Below are 14,965 nucleotides of genomic sequence, written 5' to 3'. Positions count from 1 at the left end.
TATGGGAGGAGAACTCTATTTCGATCGGGTCCCCCCGCAGAACCTTGAGGCAGAGCAGGCCGTGCTGGGTGCCATTCTGCTGCAGAGTGAAGCGCTGATCACGGCGATGGAGCGGGTGCAGGCTGAGGACTTCTACGATAAATCACATCAGATGATTTATGAGGTCATGGTGCAGCTCGGGGAAGGCAATCAACCGATCGATCTGGTGACCCTTACATCTCTTCTGCAAGATAAAGGACAGCTGGAAGAGATCGGTGGAGTCAGCTATTTAGCGAAGCTGGCCCATGCCGTCCCGACGGCTGCGAACGTGGATTATTACGCCCAAATCATCGAAGAAAAATCGATGCTGCGGCGTTTGATCCGGACGGCAACGCAGATTGTCAGTGAAGGCTATACCGGAGGAGAAGATGTATCCGGTATGCTCAGCGAGGCGGAGCGCCGCATTCTGGAGATCTCCAATCGACGCACGGGCAGCGGGTTTATTGCGATCCGTGACGTGCTGATGGAAGTCTTCGAGAAGGTGGAGGTCCTTCATCAGAACCGGGGGAATACGACAGGAATTCCTTCCGGCTTTGTGGATCTGGACAAAATGACAAGCGGATTCCAGCGCAACGACTTGATTATCGTGGCGGCTCGTCCTTCCGTAGGTAAAACGGCCTTCGCACTGAATATCGCCCAGAACGTGGCCATTCGCGCCAAAGAAACGGTAGCCATCTTCAGTCTGGAGATGTCGGCGCCGCAGCTCGTTCAGCGTATGATTTGTGCCGAGGCTAACCTCGATGCGGGCGTGATGCGAAACGGCGACTTCAAAGGTGACGAGGATTGGTCCAAGCTCACGATGGGCATTGCCGCTCTATCCGAAGCGGAGATTTACATTGATGATACACCTGGCGTCACGGTAGCCGATATCCGTGCGAAATGCCGCCGTTTGAAAAAAGAGAAGGGGCTCGGCATGATTCTGATCGATTACCTCCAGCTCATTCATGGGCGAGGCAAGCCCGGAGAGAACCGGCAGCAGGAGGTATCCGAGATCTCGCGTACGCTCAAACAAATTGCCCGTGAGCTCGAAGTGCCGGTTATCGCGCTGTCACAGCTCAGCCGGGGCGTTGAGCAGCGTCAGGACAAGCGTCCGATGATGAGTGACCTGCGGGAATCCGGTTCGATCGAGCAGGATGCCGATATCGTTGCGTTCTTATACCGGGATGATTATTACAATCAGGAAACCGAGAAGAAGAATATCATCGAGATCATCATTGCCAAACAGCGTAATGGTCCAGTAGGCACAGTGGAATTGGTCTTCCTGAAGAACTTTAATAAATTCGTCAATTACGAGCGAACGCATGCCGATGCTTTTGCGGCCGGGTAACGACAATACAGATGGCCGAGGTATATCGCAAGAAAAACTTCCTCTAACCGCGGTCTGTCTTCTGAGAAAGTACGTCGACAGTCGTTTTTCTTATGGCAGTTCCCCAATAATACGGTTATCAATCCATAATCTCGTCCTAATTCCGAACAATCGTACACACTCATGTGCGATTGTTCGTTTTTATATTTGACTTTAAAAATGGGGACTGTTACACTGGTATTGCTGCTTTAGTGCAGTGAGGTTGAACTTAATCAGCATGCATAGTTTTATTTCATCAGTGTTACGCGAAATCATAAGGGTGTAACAGCCCGGGCGGAGGAATGAATATGTCAACGGTAGTCGTTGTGGGAACACAATGGGGAGATGAAGGGAAAGGGAAAATCACGGATTATTTGGCGGAAAGCGCCGACGTGGTAGCCCGTTACCAAGGCGGCAACAATGCCGGCCACACCATTCTGATTGACGGTAAAAAATTCAAGCTTAGCTTGATTCCATCCGGAGTATTCTATAAAGACAAAACCTGTGTAATCGGTAACGGTATGGTCGTTAATCCGGCTGCACTCATTGAAGAGATTAATTATATTCATGATAACGGGTTCAGCACGGACAATCTGGTAATCAGCGATCGTGCTCATGTTATCATGCCTTATCATATGGTATTGGATGCTCTGGAAGAGGACCGCAAAGGTCCGAACAAAATCGGTACAACACGCAAGGGGATCGGCCCTTGTTACATGGATAAAGCGGCACGCAACGGCATCCGGATCGCAGATCTGATGGATGCGGAAGAGTTCGAATTGAAGCTTCGCCATCTAGTGAAGGAGAAGAACCAAGTGATTACCCAAGTGTACGGCGGGGAAGCGCTTGATGTTGAAGAGATTCTAACGCAATACCTGGAGTACGCCGAGGTTATTCGTAAATATGTGCGCGACACTTCCGTTGTCTTGAATGATGCCATCGATGAGAATCAAAAGGTATTGTTTGAAGGCGCTCAAGGCGTCATGCTGGATATCGACCAAGGTACGTACCCGTTTGTTACGTCTTCGAATCCTTCTGCAGGCGGCGTCTGCATCGGTTCCGGCGTTGGGCCGTCGAAGATTCAACAAGTCATCGGCGTGGCCAAATCCTATACGACGCGTGTAGGAGACGGACCATTCCCAACGGAGCTGGATAATGAAATCGGCGAATATATCCGTGAAAAAGGACATGAGTACGGCACGGTAACCGGGCGTGCTCGTCGCGTAGGCTGGTTCGACAGCGTAGTTGTGCGCCATGCCCGCCGCGTAAGCGGAATTACCGGCCTGTCCCTGAACTCGCTGGACGTGCTCAGCGGACTGGAGACCGTGAAGATCTGTACCGCATATAAATTTCGCGGTGAGGAGATTACGCACTACCCGGCCAGCTTGAAAATGTTAGCCGAATGCGAAGCCATCTATGAAGAGCTGCCAGGCTGGAGCGAAGACATTACCGGCGCGAAGACGCTGGAGGATCTGCCTGAGAACACTCGCCGTTATGTTGAGCGGGTATCCGAGCTGACCGGCATACCGATTGCCATCTTCTCCGTCGGCCGCAACCGGGAGCAGACGAATCAAGTGCTGCCGATTTACGAGAAGTAATCAAGCGTTGGACCAAGAATAGAGAGAGTGAAAGTTCAACCTTAAGATATGTGAAATACACCCGCCGAAGATAGGGTTCGGCGGGCTTTTTTTATGGCTGTGAAAGATCCGGGATAGGAGATGGCTTTCGAGCATACCATCGCTGGTCAATAGGTAGAAGAATTTGTCCCTTCAGCTAAAGAATATTATCCCCTAGTCATTCGCCCATCCACCCTATAATGGAGATAGACATAGAGGGCAGCACGCTGATCATTTGGAATTGGGGCTAAAAACAGCGGATGAATGCAGTCAGATTCATGTAGGGGGGACAGAAGCCATACGAACCTTCGAATGGACGTATGGCCTTCTTGAGCGCTGGACAAGGTACACGGCGGTCCAGCATAGTAAAAAACCGGATTCATCGACTAGGCTGCCTAGGGATGAATCCGGTTTTTGTCGTGCTACAACACAATCGGCTGCGGCCGTTCGGACAGCTTGCCGTCCTCGATATAGACGACCCGGTCACATAGATCCAGCATGCGCTTGTCATGCGTGACCATGATAGCAGCTTTCCGGCGCAGCTTCACCTCATCGGCGAGCATTTGAACGACCGTCCGGCCGCGCTCGGAATCCAGACTTGCCGTCGGCTCGTCTGCCAATATGAGCTCCGGATCGTTCATCCATGCCCGGGCAATGGCAACCCGCTGCCGTTCGCCGCCGGACAGGCTCTCGGGATAACGAGACTTTCGATGCGACAGGCCCAACCGGTGAAGCAGATCATCTGCCCGCCGCTGCGGCTCCTGGCCTTGCTGGTTTGCCAGCTTGGCCATCAAGAGCAGCTGATCCCGGACCGTCAGATACGGAATGAGATTGGAGGATTGAAAGACAAATCCGATATGGCGCAGCCGCAGCTGATTCAATTGTTTGGCGGGGAGCCGGGTGACCTCCTGATCGCCCATCCATATTCGTCCCCGGGTAGGGGATAGCAGTGCTCCTGCAATGGAGAGAAAGGTGCTTTTGCCCGAACCGGAAGGTCCGACCACCGCGACGAATTCCCCACCCTTGATATCCAGCGAAATGTTGTCCAGTACTTTAACGGAGGTGTCCCCGTCACCGAATTCTTTGCTCACCTGATCCATCAACAGCTTGGATGATGTCATTATGCAGCCCTCCCGATAGCTTCGATTGCATCGATCTTGATGACCCGATATAGCGACAATAGCGATCCCATCAGGGAAACCGCCAGGAACAGCAAGGAACAGAGCAGAACGACCGAAGGCGTTAACGAAAAGGGCACGATGCCGGACAACAGGAGCGAAACCCCGTACGTCAGGCCGATGCTGATCGCAAGACTGACGATGGTAAGGGTCAGGACCTGAAAGATCAGACTCCTCACCAGATAGCCGGTCCCCGCGCCGATGGCTTTCAGGACGCCGAACTGATTCATTTTCTGAATCGTCATGACGTAGAAGAACACGGCCAGCACGAAGGCTGCGATCACAAACAGGAACACAATCATCATGATGAGTGAACCCTGCTCCTCCTGAAAACCGGGAATTCCCTGCAGGGCTTCCTCTTTCGTGATAATCTCGATGCCGGATACGTCCCGGGCCAAGGCCTCCTTCTGTTCCGGAGTTCCTCTCCAAGCGATGGCATTATAGATAGGCGCTAGCTTTGCCGGGTTTGATTGAAGCGTCTTCCATCCCTCAAAGTTCATGTGAATGACCGGGGCATGACTGAAGGATTGTCCCTCCGTAAAGGCCGCAATCGTAAATGTGGCGCCTGTAGCCTGATCCACGATCCGGTCGCCCAGCCGGTACCCGTCCTCTTTCAAGGAGCGGTCGGCCATCACAAGGTCGGCATCCGTATTGCTAATCATGGTGCCTTCAACGACTCGGGGTGCCAGCATGCTCTCCACATCAATGGCAAAAAAAGCTGCATCGAATTTGGCTGCGGAGCCTTCCTTGGTCAAGGTGTTCATGTGTACGCCGAGCGGAGTGGCCGGGTTTCCACCCGGGCGGCTCTGCACTTCGTTCCAGATCTCGCCGGTTAGTACGGAACGATTGATCCGATGATCGGATCCCTCCTGAAGCACCAGGTAGTCGGCTTTCATATTTTGTATGGAAGAGGCGTTATCGTAGGAGAGTCCCTGGGCCAATCCCGTGACGAAAAGAACGAGCCAGGCAATCAGAACCATAATGAAGCCAATCAGCAGATAGCGCAGCTTCGCATGCTGAAGTTCACGCAGTGCAAGAAACATGTTTCCCATCTCCATTCCTAATCATTAAGCAACACATCCCTCGGTTTTTAATCTCTGCGGGATATGCCCCAAGTATAGGAATGGATTATGAACAGAGCATGAACTTGAGATTAGGCTGCATTATACGTGAGGGAGGATCACGGTGAAGGTGGTTCCCTTTCCAGGCTGACTCGTGACTTCAATACGTCCGCCATGCAGTTCGACAATTTTCTGGGTAATGGATAAACCCAATCCGCTGCTGCCCTCGGAGCGGTCGCGAGCCTCATCCACGCGGTAGAACCGGTTGAAGATGTGGGGCAGGTGCTCTGGCGGAATACCAATGCCCGTATCGGAGATCTCGATGCGGCATTGTGTGTTGTGTTCGATCACACGCAGGGAGATGGCGCCTTCAGGTGCGGTGAATTTAATGCTGTTGGTGATGAGGTTCGTCCATACCTGATGCAGCAGTTGTTGATCGCCATAGACATAGGTCGGCGGCAGCGACATATCGATGGTCAAATCTTTGCTGCGCCAGCTCCATTCGGTGTGGAACAGTACCTGCTTGATTTGCTCGGCCACGTCGAAGGTGGATTTATCGAGAATATTTTCTTCCTTATCCAGGGACGCCAGCATAAGCAGCTGTTTGCTGAGCTGGGACATCCGGCGGCTCTCCGCCTCAATGATCGATAAGTAATGCTGCTGTTGTTCCTCGGACAAGCGCTTCGTTTGCAGCGTCTGCGAGAAGCCCTGAATGGAGGCCAGCGGCGACTGGATTTCATGCGAGACATTGGATACAAACTCTTGGCGCATCTGCTCCAACTGCGCTAGCCCTTTAGCCATCTGGGAAAAATGGTCCGCAAGCTGCCCCAGCTCGTCCCGCCGGGTAACGTTCAGCTTAATGTCATATTGGCCCTGCGCCACGCTCTGGGTGGCCTCGGTTAACTTCACGATCGGTTTCACGATATAGCGCGTAATAATGCCGACAAGCAGGATGCTCAGCAGGATGGCAATGACCATGATGATGGAGAAGAAGATACGCATCTCCCCGAACTGGACGGTAATATCGGGCCTGATGAAGAGTGCGAGAGGGCTGCCTTCTACCTGTATGGGGATGCCGATGGAGTTGCTTAGGACATTGTCGAAAAAGCCGGTGATGAACAGCTCCGACGGAAACTCCGCGATGCCATGGTACACCTTCCCGTTCAGCACCTGCCGCACCGTTTCGGGCGAAAGGTCCTGTTCACGGAACATGCCGCCATAGAACCACTCCTTGCCTTGATCGTTTACCAAATAGAATTGATAACCGAGCTGTCCGATGTGATGGAGATAATCATGGATGTCCGTCTCCGGGTGGCTGTCATAAAAGTCCCCGATATCCTTGGCCATGGTGGTGACCTTCTGATCGTTAAAGGGCTTGAGATTGTACTGGTAGTACAGATTAGACAGCACAAAAGCAATCAAGCTGCTGATCACCATGATGGCGATGGTGGTGAGGACGATGCGCGAATAGAGGGTTTTCACTGCGGCGCCGCCTCCAATTTATACCCTACGCCCCGGATGGTCCGTATCCGGAAATCGCCGCGTCGGTCCGCGAAGCGTTCCCGGAGTCGTTTGATATGAACGTCAACGGTCCGGTCATCTCCGTCAAAATCCGTTCCCCAGATGAGCTGAATCAGCTCCTCGCGCGAGAACGTCCGGTCCGGATAGCTCGCAAGCTGGGAGAGCAGCTCAAACTCCTTCATCGGCAGCATCAGTATCTTTCCGTGTCCTTGAACCTCGTAGCTTTTGCGGTCGATGGTTGTTTCGTTCAGACGGATTTTGTCTGCGCTGACCATTTGATACCGCCGCAGCAGGGCTTTGATTCGAAACAGCAGCTCCCTTGGTTCAAACGGCTTGGTTAAGTAATCATCCGTGCCTACGGCAAAACCTCTCTCTTTGTCTACAAGCTGATCCTTGGCGGTCAGCAGAATGACGGGAACATCATAATAACGCCGGATTTCTTCGCAGAGCTGATACCCGTCCTTGTTCGGCATCATGACATCCACGACAGCCAGGTGAACCTGTTCTTCCGCCAAAAGGGCAGAAGCTTCTTCCCCGTCAGATGCAGTTAATACTGTGTATCCTTCGTTTTGAAGATGATATTGCAGGAGCTCTCGAATATGCGCGTCGTCATCTGCGATCAATATATGAATCATTGCTAGATTGACCTCCTTCATATGCAGTTCCAATGACTATATATGTATCATACATTCCCTGGTGCGGTCGATGGAGCGCTCTATCGCATGGAAGTAGTGTGGCCGAAAAGGAACCGAATCATGAAATATATCAAATCGAAGTAGAAAAATTGGCGATCCCCACGATTGAAGCGATACCGAGCGGTCAATACTGGAAAAAGAAAGCAATCATCGTCATGTCATTGCAGCATGCATGAGGAAGGAGGAGATACGGATGAAGTGGATGAAATGGCTGCTAAAACTCAGCTTGACCGCCATCCTGGTGAGCACGCTTACGATTGTGACCACGGGCATCGTCGTCAATGCCTATATTCAATCGGTGTTATCCAGCTTTAACATTCAGCTGGAAGCGGAGCCGATGGGGGTGGGAGGTATTATGAAGTCCATGCTGGGCGTGGGCTCCGGCACCAAGCCGGATGCAGGCAGCGTCAATGCCGCGAAGGACAATCGCCAATTGGACGAAGATCTGGGCGCAGCGGACGATAAACCGGAATCGGAAGCCGGCACCGAAACGAATGGAGGGGCCAAGGAGGACGAAGAGACGAGTTCAGGATCAACGGGAACGTCAGGGGAGACTTCGAACGATGAAGAGGCACCGGATAATTCCCTGCCCGTCATGGGCACGAATACGACAGAGTCTGGCGGCTCCTCCCTGGAAGATCAGGAGATTGTCATGACACCGGGGGACATCGTGGACCGGAAGGACCGTTTGCCAACGGAGGAGAAGGAAGAGATTTTCACCATGCTGATGAACAAGCTGCCCCAATCGGAAATGCAGAAGATCTCCGAGGCGATGGAGGACGGTCTGACCGCTGCGGAGCTTGCGGATATCGAGCAGGGAATATCCAAATATTTGAATCCGGAAGAATTCGATAAACTGATCACCATGCTCAAAGAATAACGGTATGACGGGTTTCAGGCAGGCTCTGTCACCGTTTTGTCACCGGCATGCAAAAGCCCCATACTGGAAAATATCAGGAAACCCGCGCGGGGCGCGGGTTTTTCGCTGTTTTCGTAAACTTGAAATGATTGTAAAGGCTATGTTAAAGTATACGAAGATCGAAAAGGTTAAAATTTTGATACCTTTTGACAGGTTGTGTCACATTCAATGCTAAGTCAGCACGTTCAGATGAACGAATAATGGATTCTTACATATGGACAAGGCTTAAAGGAGAGAGACATGAAAGGTTCTAAGGGGAAACGGTGGATGGACAGCATCTTGCGCAAGCAAGCGGCGGATCATTCTACCCTCAATCACAACTCAAATCAGGAGTCCCCGATGTCGTCGAATCCGCCAAAGCGGGGGTGGACATCACCGCGCAGATGGATTTGGATGTCGGCAGGGGTATTGCTCATAGCAGGATCGATATATACCGGCGGAAAAGCTTACGTGAACGCGAATACAATTCCGTTCTATCATGTGTATGTAGATGGGGAATCGATCGGTACCATTCAAGATGATGCCCAGCTTGCCCAGCTGCTGAAAGCGAAGCGGAAGGAATATCAGGAGAAGTATCCTGATGTGCCCATGGCGCTTCATACCGACGGCATCACCACGAAGGCCGACCGTTCCTATAAACCGGACGTGAACAGCGAGGAGACGCTTTCTAAGCTGGATGGCATGCTGACAGCATATGCCCGCGGCGTGGAGCTGAAGGTGGACGGCAAGACGGTGGCGATCGTGAAGGATCAACAGACGGCCAAGGCTGCCGTCGAAGCGGCTAAGCTGAAGTTCGCTCCGGCTGCTGCGCAGAAGGAGAAGACGCAGAAAGTCGCTTTCACGAAAACGTCCGCATCGGCATCGAGCCAGAAGAAGGATGACGCAAGCGGGCTCCAGTCCGTGGACATCAAGGAGAAGATTTCGCTTGCCAACACGAAGGCTGACCCGAACAAGGTGCTGGACGTGGAAGAAGCGGTCAAGGTGCTTACGGGCACGAAGGACAAGCCGGTGGTGTACACGGTAAAAGAGGGAGATACGATTTCCTCGATCGCGCAGCAATTTGGCATGAAGTCTGCTGATGTCATGGCGCTCAATCCCGGACTCGAAGAGAAATACGTTCAGATCGGGGCCGAGCTGCAGGTGACGAAGCCGGAAGCGCCGCTGACGGTCCGAACGGTGGAGACGGTGTCGGTGAAGCAGCCGAGCAAACCAGAGACGATTGTTCGCAAGAGCAGCGAGCTCCCGCTGGGCAAGCGGAAGGTCGTCCGTCCCGGACGGGACGGCGTGAAGACGGTGGATTACATCGTGATCAAAGAGAACGGCAAGGTTATCTCCAAGCAGTGGACAGGCCAACAGGTGGTTCAGGAATCCCTGCCGGAGGTTGTGTATAAAGGCACCAAGGTAGCACCGAAGAAAAAAGCGGCAGCGGTGACCCAGAAGTCCAGCGGCAGCATGTTCGCTTGGCCGGTGAGCGGGGCGCGCATTACGAGCTCCTTCGGACATCGCTGGGGAAGAAGCCATGAGGGCATTGATATGGTTGGCGGAAGCACCATTATGGCAGCGGCCTCCGGAAGAGTGGTCTTCGCGGGTCAGCAGAGCGGTTACGGCAACGTCGTCATTGTCGATCACGGCAATGGATATCGCACGCTGTACGGGCATATGAGCAAGATTTCCGTCGGCAACGGCCAGTCTGTTGGACAAGGGTCCAAGCTTGGCGTCATGGGTAATACGGGCCGTTCCACCGGAACGCATCTGCATTTCGAAGTGCAAAAAAATGGAGTTGCCCAAAATCCGATGAAATATCTGTAGTTCTGTGTTATACTAGGTAAACCAATGCGACATAAGCCATTATTGGTTCATATATCATAATAGTGAAGATGGCCGCTCCTTAACGGGGGCGGCCATCTTTGCGTCTTTAACAGGGGGTGTTTGGGGATGGGGGACAGAACGGGAAAATAGTCTGCAGTGGTGTCGCAAGCGGTGTCCTTCTCCGTCGCTGTTGAATTCGGAAAAGAGGAATGCCGCTTACGATGAGATTTTCCGAATCCAAAAGCGATCGCTGCCGCTCTCCGAATGACACCGCTTGCTGCAGGAGAGGGCGTTTTCCCTTATCTGTCGGATCCATCCCCTTATTTTCGACTAAGCTGCGAAGCGGGAGGCCGCCCCCTGAATCGGTACGGCCGTAGGGGAGGCGGTGTGGGTGGGACAGAACGGGAAAATAGTCTGCAGTGGTGTCGCAAGCGGTGTCCTTCTCCGTCGCTGTTGAATTCGGAAAATAGGAATGCCGCTTACGATGAGATTTTCCGAATCCAAAGGCGAACGCTGCGCTCTCCGAATGACACCGCTTGCTGCAGTAGAGGGCGTCTTCCCTTATCTGTCGGATCCATCCCCTTATTTTCGACAAAGCTGCGAAGCGGGAGAGGCCGCCCCCTGAATCGGGACGGCCGTAGGGGAGGCGGTGTGGGTGGGACAGAACGGGAAAATTGTCTGCAGTGGTGTCGCAAGCGGTGTCCTCCTCCGTCGCTGTTGAATTCGGAAAATAGGAATGCCGCTTACGATGAGATTTTCCGAATCCAAAGGCGATCGCTGCCGCTCTCCGAATGGCGGGACCAGTGGGTGTGTAGCGGCGGCAGGTGTGGTAAAATGTAAAGAAGACCGTTTAAGTGTGAGTTCAAAAAGGGATTTTTTGAACATCCTCTTTAAGAAGGTATGAGGTGAACAGGAAGATGCAGGGAACCATTCTGGTGGTGGATGACGAACAGCCCATCGCCGATATTTTAAAGTTTAACTTGGAAAAAGAGGGCTATGAGGTCATCTGCGCCTTTGACGGCATTAGCGCCGTGGAGATTGCCCTCACGCAGCGGCCGGACTTGATGCTGCTTGATTTGATGCTGCCCGGCAAAGACGGAATGGACGTGTGCCGCGAGGTACGTGCCGCTAACCTGCAGATCCCGATCATCATGCTGACGGCGAAGGACGGAGAGATCGACAAGGTGCTTGGGCTTGAGCTCGGGGCGGATGATTACGTGACGAAGCCGTTCAGCACGAGAGAAATACTCGCACGCGTGAAGGCGCATCTGCGACGTCAGCAGAAGCCGGATAACTCGGCGGATAACACAGGCGGCACAAGTGCAGGCGGACAAGGCCTGCGGCTGTTTGAGCTGTTTATTGATACGGACATGTACATGGTATACAAAAGCGGGGAAGCGCTCGATCTGACGCACCGCGAATATGAATTGGTGTATTATTTGGCCCGTAATGCCGGCAAAGTGATGACTCGGGAACATTTGCTGCAGGCGGTATGGGGCTTTGAATACTTTGGCGATGTGCGGACCGTGGATGTGACGATTCGCCGACTTCGCGAGAAGATTGAAGAGAACCCGAGCAAACCGGAATACATCCTGACTCGGCGCGGACTGGGCTACCTGATGCGCAGCGCGAAAAACGGAGGCCTGTAATGAAGTGGCTGTCCTTCTTCCGCACCATCCAGGCGAAGGTCATCATCATTTATGTCCTTCTCATTCTGATCGCAATGCAGCTGATCGGGGTGTATTTTGTGAGTGCGATGAAGAACTCGCTGACCAGCAACTTCACGAAGGACTTGCAGGAACGCGCAGAGCTGATGTCGGTTCTGGCGGCCAAAACCCTTGGCGGCGAGAATGATACGGAAGAGGATCCGATCGAGAGCCTGCGCGTCATGGTGAACAATCTGTTCAACCTGAACGGCGCCGAAATCCAGGTGCTGGATTCCACCGGGCGGGTGTTGACCACCTCGCTGCCCTCCCACGCCGATTATGTGAGCACCAAGAATACGCAGACGGTTGTCAGCCGGGCGCTGCAGGGAATACAGGATAATGAGGAGTACATCATCGACGATGATAATATCCGCAAAAAAGTGGTGGCCAAGCCCGTCATGTACAACGAGAAAATCGTCGGCGCGATATATATCGTAGCCAGCATGAGCGAGCTGTACAGCACGATGCAGCGGATCAACAATATTTTTATATCGGGGATTCTCTTGGCCCTCGGCTTGACCGCGGTGCTCGGCGTCATCCTGTCGCATACGATTACCCATCCGATCAAGGAGCTGACCAAACATGCGCGGGCTGTCGCGGACGGCCGGTTTACCGAGAAAACGCCGGTATTCGGCAGCGATGAGATCGGCCAGCTCAGCCAGGCGTTCAATTATATGACCAGCCGTCTGCGCGAAGCCCTCTCGCAGAACGAAGAGGAGAAGGAGAAGCTTGCTTCCATCCTGACGAATATGAGCGACGGCGTCATCGCAACCGACGAAGCGGGGCGTGTCATCCTGATGAACCGGCGCGCCGGCGAAATGCTGGGCGTGGAGGGGGAAGAGCTGGCAGGACACGATATCGTGTCCCTGCTGGGTCTGGAACAATCCGAATCCGAAGCTTTGGCGCGCGGCGAAGGCCATGATTCCAAGCTGCTTGAGATTACGCCGCGCGAGGGCGGTGAGCCGTTCATGATGCGCGTGACCTTCACGCCGATTCACCGGCGGGAGATCGGCATCACGGGCACGATTGCCGTGCTGCAGGACGTCACCGAGCAGGAGAAGCTGGAGGCATCCCGGCGGGAGTTCGTGGCGAATGTATCCCATGAGCTGCGCACGCCGCTGACAACCATCAAGAGTTATACCGAGGCGCTGGAGGATGGCGCACTGGAGGATAAACAGATGGGGCCGAGATTCGTCGGCGTCATCCAGAATGAGACCGGCCGGATGATCCGGCTGGTGACGGACCTGCTGCATTTGTCCCGGCTGGATTCCAAGGAGGCCGCTCTGCATAAGGAGCGGACGGACATCGTGGAAATGCTGGAGGATGTAGAGGACCGATTCTCTTTCCAAATGAAGCAAAAGCATATTCGTACCATTATCGAAGTGAAGCCGGGCGTATCCACGGCGATGCTGGACCGGGACGGCATTGACCAGGTTCTCGATAACCTGATATCCAACGCCCTTAAATATACGCCGGACGGTGGCACCATCACCATGGATGCAAGCATAACGGAGGAAGGCATGTTATCCTTATCCGTTAAGGATACCGGGATCGGTATTCCGAAGAAGGATCTGGACCGGATCTTTGAGCGCTTCTATCGGGTGGATAAAGCACGGACGCGCAATTTGGGCGGAACGGGCCTCGGTTTGTCCATTGCCCGGGAAATTGTCAGGGCACATGGAGGTTTCATTACGCTTCAATCTGAATTGGAGAAGGGCACCACGGTGACCTTTACCTTGCCCCTGGACGATGAGGGGAGGGTGTTAGCGTGAAGGAACGAATGAAGACCGTGCTGCTTGTCCTGTTGGTCGTTGGCAGCTTGGTACAGAGTTATGTGTTGATTTTCCGTTTTCCGGGCAGCGACTCGGTTGTGCAATCGAAGGACGCCTATATCCGAACCGAGGAGATGGGGCCGGAAGAGAAGCCCGAGAATCTGCTCTTTCCTGACAAAATGGTCATTCATCTGGGCGAAGACAAGCATACGGTGTTCTATCCGAACGATACGTTCTATAATCTCGTGTATAATCGGCTTAAAGGCCGAACCTTTGATAATTTCCAGCGGCGGATGGTCAGCAACATCGATTGGGCCAAGGTTCGCTCCGAGAATCGAGGCATTGAGCTGAGCTTTGATTCGGGCATTCCGGTAACGCTGCTCCAGAGAGTGATGCAGATCGTCCCGGACACCCTGTTTGAAGGGGAAAGCATCAACAAAATGTGGCTGTACAGCGTAGAAGGCGAAGCGAAGATCCATGTCATGTTTTTCAGTACGGAGGGCGATGTCGTCTATGAGGCCGCCCAGGCGGATTTGACCGTACAGGACGTGGATCAGCTGGTGGACTTCGGGCTGAGCTGGACGCCGTATAAGATGGTGGATGGCCGGTACTATACCCCCGAGAAGGAGCTGAATATGGTCAGCGTTGAGCTGCCGATCGGCGAATATACGGTTGATCAAATGCAGCGCAGCCTGTTCTTTGACCCGAGCATCACCCGTAACATCCGGGAAAAAGACGGCTCCGAAATATATACGGACAGTAAGCGGAGCCTCCAAGTAGACCAGGGGCAGAAATGGATCAGCTATACGGATCCGGCTGCACCGCCATCCGGAGAGAGCAGTCCCGGCAAGGATGTGCTGTCCGCTATCGATTTCGTGAATCAGCACGGAGGCTGGAATGGCACATACAGGCTGGCTAAAGCGGGTGAATCCGAGGATCGGACACTGGTAAAATTCCAGCAATATTACGGCGGATTCCCGATCCTGAATACGCCTGGCTTCCAATACGGCGTCATGGAATTGGATTTGCAGCAGGGAACGGTAACCTCCTATGAGCGCTCGCTGTTATATCTCGAGCCTGCCTCATTGAAGAAACAGATGGTAAAGCTTACGGGAGGCGAGGCCTTGGAAGCGAAACTGAAGCCTTACGAGGAGAGTGTGGTTACGGGTCTGGATCCCGCCTATTTGCCGGTGAGGACGGACGAAGGGCTGCTGCTGAAGCCGGTATGGGCTTTAGAGCTCCAGAACGGCTCGGTTGTCATACTCGAGTAATCATACGGGGTACATTGGATCACAAGGAGGGAT

The 14,965-nt window shown here is 53.4% G+C and carries 13 protein-coding genes; 9 read left to right on the top strand and 4 right to left on the bottom strand.

Going from position 1 to position 14,965, the window contains the following annotated elements:
• The first annotated feature begins 1 nt into the window (after nucleotide 1).
• A complete protein-coding gene (dnaB, locus tag M1D70_RS31190; RefSeq protein ID WP_015738106.1) occupies nucleotides 2-1,366 on the top strand; it encodes a replicative DNA helicase in 1,365 nt (454 codons plus the stop codon).
• 326 nt (nucleotides 1,367-1,692) lie between these two features.
• Nucleotides 1,693-2,982, top strand: coding sequence for an adenylosuccinate synthase (locus tag M1D70_RS31185; RefSeq protein ID WP_009591501.1), 1,290 nt, complete (start codon nucleotides 1,693-1,695; stop codon nucleotides 2,980-2,982).
• Between the two features lie 440 nt (nucleotides 2,983-3,422).
• Here the strand turns inward: M1D70_RS31185 and M1D70_RS31180 are convergent, their stop codons facing one another.
• The 4 genes from M1D70_RS31180 to M1D70_RS31165 form a co-directional block, all read right to left on the bottom strand.
• Nucleotides 3,423-4,121: an ABC transporter ATP-binding protein gene (locus M1D70_RS31180; RefSeq protein ID WP_456288820.1), complete on the bottom strand. Its 699-nt coding sequence runs from the start codon at nucleotides 4,119-4,121 to the stop codon at nucleotides 3,423-3,425.
• Nucleotides 4,121-5,221 carry an ABC transporter permease gene (locus tag M1D70_RS31175; protein WP_456290519.1) on the bottom strand — a complete coding sequence of 367 codons (1,101 nt, stop codon included), beginning with the start codon at nucleotides 5,219-5,221 and terminating at the stop codon, nucleotides 4,121-4,123. Before M1D70_RS31175 ends, M1D70_RS31180 begins: the two co-directional genes overlap by 1 nt.
• Nucleotides 5,222-5,341: 120 nt before the next feature.
• Complete coding sequence (locus M1D70_RS31170) at nucleotides 5,342-6,721, bottom strand: sensor histidine kinase (RefSeq protein ID WP_456288819.1); 1,380 nt, start codon at nucleotides 6,719-6,721, stop codon at nucleotides 5,342-5,344.
• Nucleotides 6,718-7,395 carry a response regulator transcription factor gene (locus M1D70_RS31165; RefSeq protein WP_456288818.1) on the bottom strand — a complete coding sequence of 226 codons (678 nt, stop codon included), beginning with the start codon at nucleotides 7,393-7,395 and terminating at the stop codon, nucleotides 6,718-6,720. The genes M1D70_RS31170 and M1D70_RS31165 overlap by 4 nt, the downstream gene beginning before the upstream one ends.
• A 98-nt stretch (nucleotides 7,396-7,493) precedes the next feature.
• Between M1D70_RS31165 and M1D70_RS31160 the strand changes: the two genes are divergently transcribed.
• From M1D70_RS31160 to M1D70_RS31130, 7 genes are all read left to right on the top strand, one after another.
• Nucleotides 7,494-7,631 (top strand): hypothetical protein, encoded by a 138-nt coding sequence (locus tag M1D70_RS31160; RefSeq protein ID WP_009591473.1) that lies wholly within the window; start codon nucleotides 7,494-7,496, stop codon nucleotides 7,629-7,631.
• Between the two features lie 17 nt (nucleotides 7,632-7,648).
• Nucleotides 7,649-8,335 (top strand): hypothetical protein, encoded by a 687-nt coding sequence (locus M1D70_RS31155; protein ID WP_009591454.1) that lies wholly within the window; start codon nucleotides 7,649-7,651, stop codon nucleotides 8,333-8,335.
• A 279-nt stretch (nucleotides 8,336-8,614) separates the two neighbouring features.
• Entirely contained in the window at nucleotides 8,615-10,183 is a 1,569-nt protein-coding gene (locus M1D70_RS31150) for a peptidoglycan DD-metalloendopeptidase family protein (RefSeq protein WP_456288817.1), read from the top strand.
• Between the two features lie 484 nt (nucleotides 10,184-10,667).
• Complete coding sequence (locus M1D70_RS31145; RefSeq protein ID WP_456288816.1) at nucleotides 10,668-10,808, top strand: hypothetical protein; 141 nt, start codon at nucleotides 10,668-10,670, stop codon at nucleotides 10,806-10,808.
• Nucleotides 10,809-11,100: 292 nt separating this feature from the next.
• Entirely contained in the window at nucleotides 11,101-11,832 is a 732-nt protein-coding gene (yycF, locus tag M1D70_RS31140; RefSeq protein ID WP_009591483.1) for a response regulator YycF, read from the top strand.
• Nucleotides 11,832-13,661: a cell wall metabolism sensor histidine kinase WalK gene (gene walK / locus M1D70_RS31135; protein WP_009591510.1), complete on the top strand. Its 1,830-nt coding sequence runs from the start codon at nucleotides 11,832-11,834 to the stop codon at nucleotides 13,659-13,661. The genes yycF and walK overlap by 1 nt, the downstream gene beginning before the upstream one ends.
• Entirely contained in the window at nucleotides 13,658-14,932 is a 1,275-nt protein-coding gene (locus tag M1D70_RS31130; RefSeq protein WP_456288815.1) for a YycH family regulatory protein, read from the top strand. The genes walK and M1D70_RS31130 overlap by 4 nt, the downstream gene beginning before the upstream one ends.
• The last annotated feature ends 33 nt before the right edge of the window (nucleotides 14,933-14,965 follow it).

Source organism: Paenibacillus sp. AK002, assembly GCF_053903045.1.
The sequence above is the reverse complement of the archived record's forward strand: the minus strand, read 5'-3'. Positions and strand labels throughout refer to the sequence as shown.

Coding starts and splice junctions, on each gene's coding strand:
- M1D70_RS31185 (WP_009591501.1), top strand. CDS start 1,693: ATGTCAACGGTAGTCGTTGTGGGAACACAATGGGGAGATGAAGGGAAA.
- M1D70_RS31180 (WP_456288820.1), bottom strand. CDS start 4,121: ATGACATCATCCAAGCTGTTGATGGATCAGGTGAGCAAAGAATTCGGT.
- M1D70_RS31165 (WP_456288818.1), bottom strand. CDS start 7,395: ATGATTCATATATTGATCGCAGATGACGACGCGCATATTCGAGAGCTC.
- M1D70_RS31175 (WP_456290519.1), bottom strand. CDS start 5,221: ATGTTTCTTGCACTGCGTGAACTTCAGCATGCGAAGCTGCGCTATCTG.
- yycF (WP_009591483.1), top strand. CDS start 11,101: ATGCAGGGAACCATTCTGGTGGTGGATGACGAACAGCCCATCGCCGAT.
- dnaB (WP_015738106.1), top strand. CDS start 2: ATGGGAGGAGAACTCTATTTCGATCGGGTCCCCCCGCAGAACCTTGAG.
- M1D70_RS31145 (WP_456288816.1), top strand. CDS start 10,668: ATGAGATTTTCCGAATCCAAAGGCGAACGCTGCGCTCTCCGAATGACA.
- walK (WP_009591510.1), top strand. CDS start 11,832: ATGAAGTGGCTGTCCTTCTTCCGCACCATCCAGGCGAAGGTCATCATC.
- M1D70_RS31150 (WP_456288817.1), top strand. CDS start 8,615: ATGAAAGGTTCTAAGGGGAAACGGTGGATGGACAGCATCTTGCGCAAG.
- M1D70_RS31155 (WP_009591454.1), top strand. CDS start 7,649: ATGAAGTGGATGAAATGGCTGCTAAAACTCAGCTTGACCGCCATCCTG.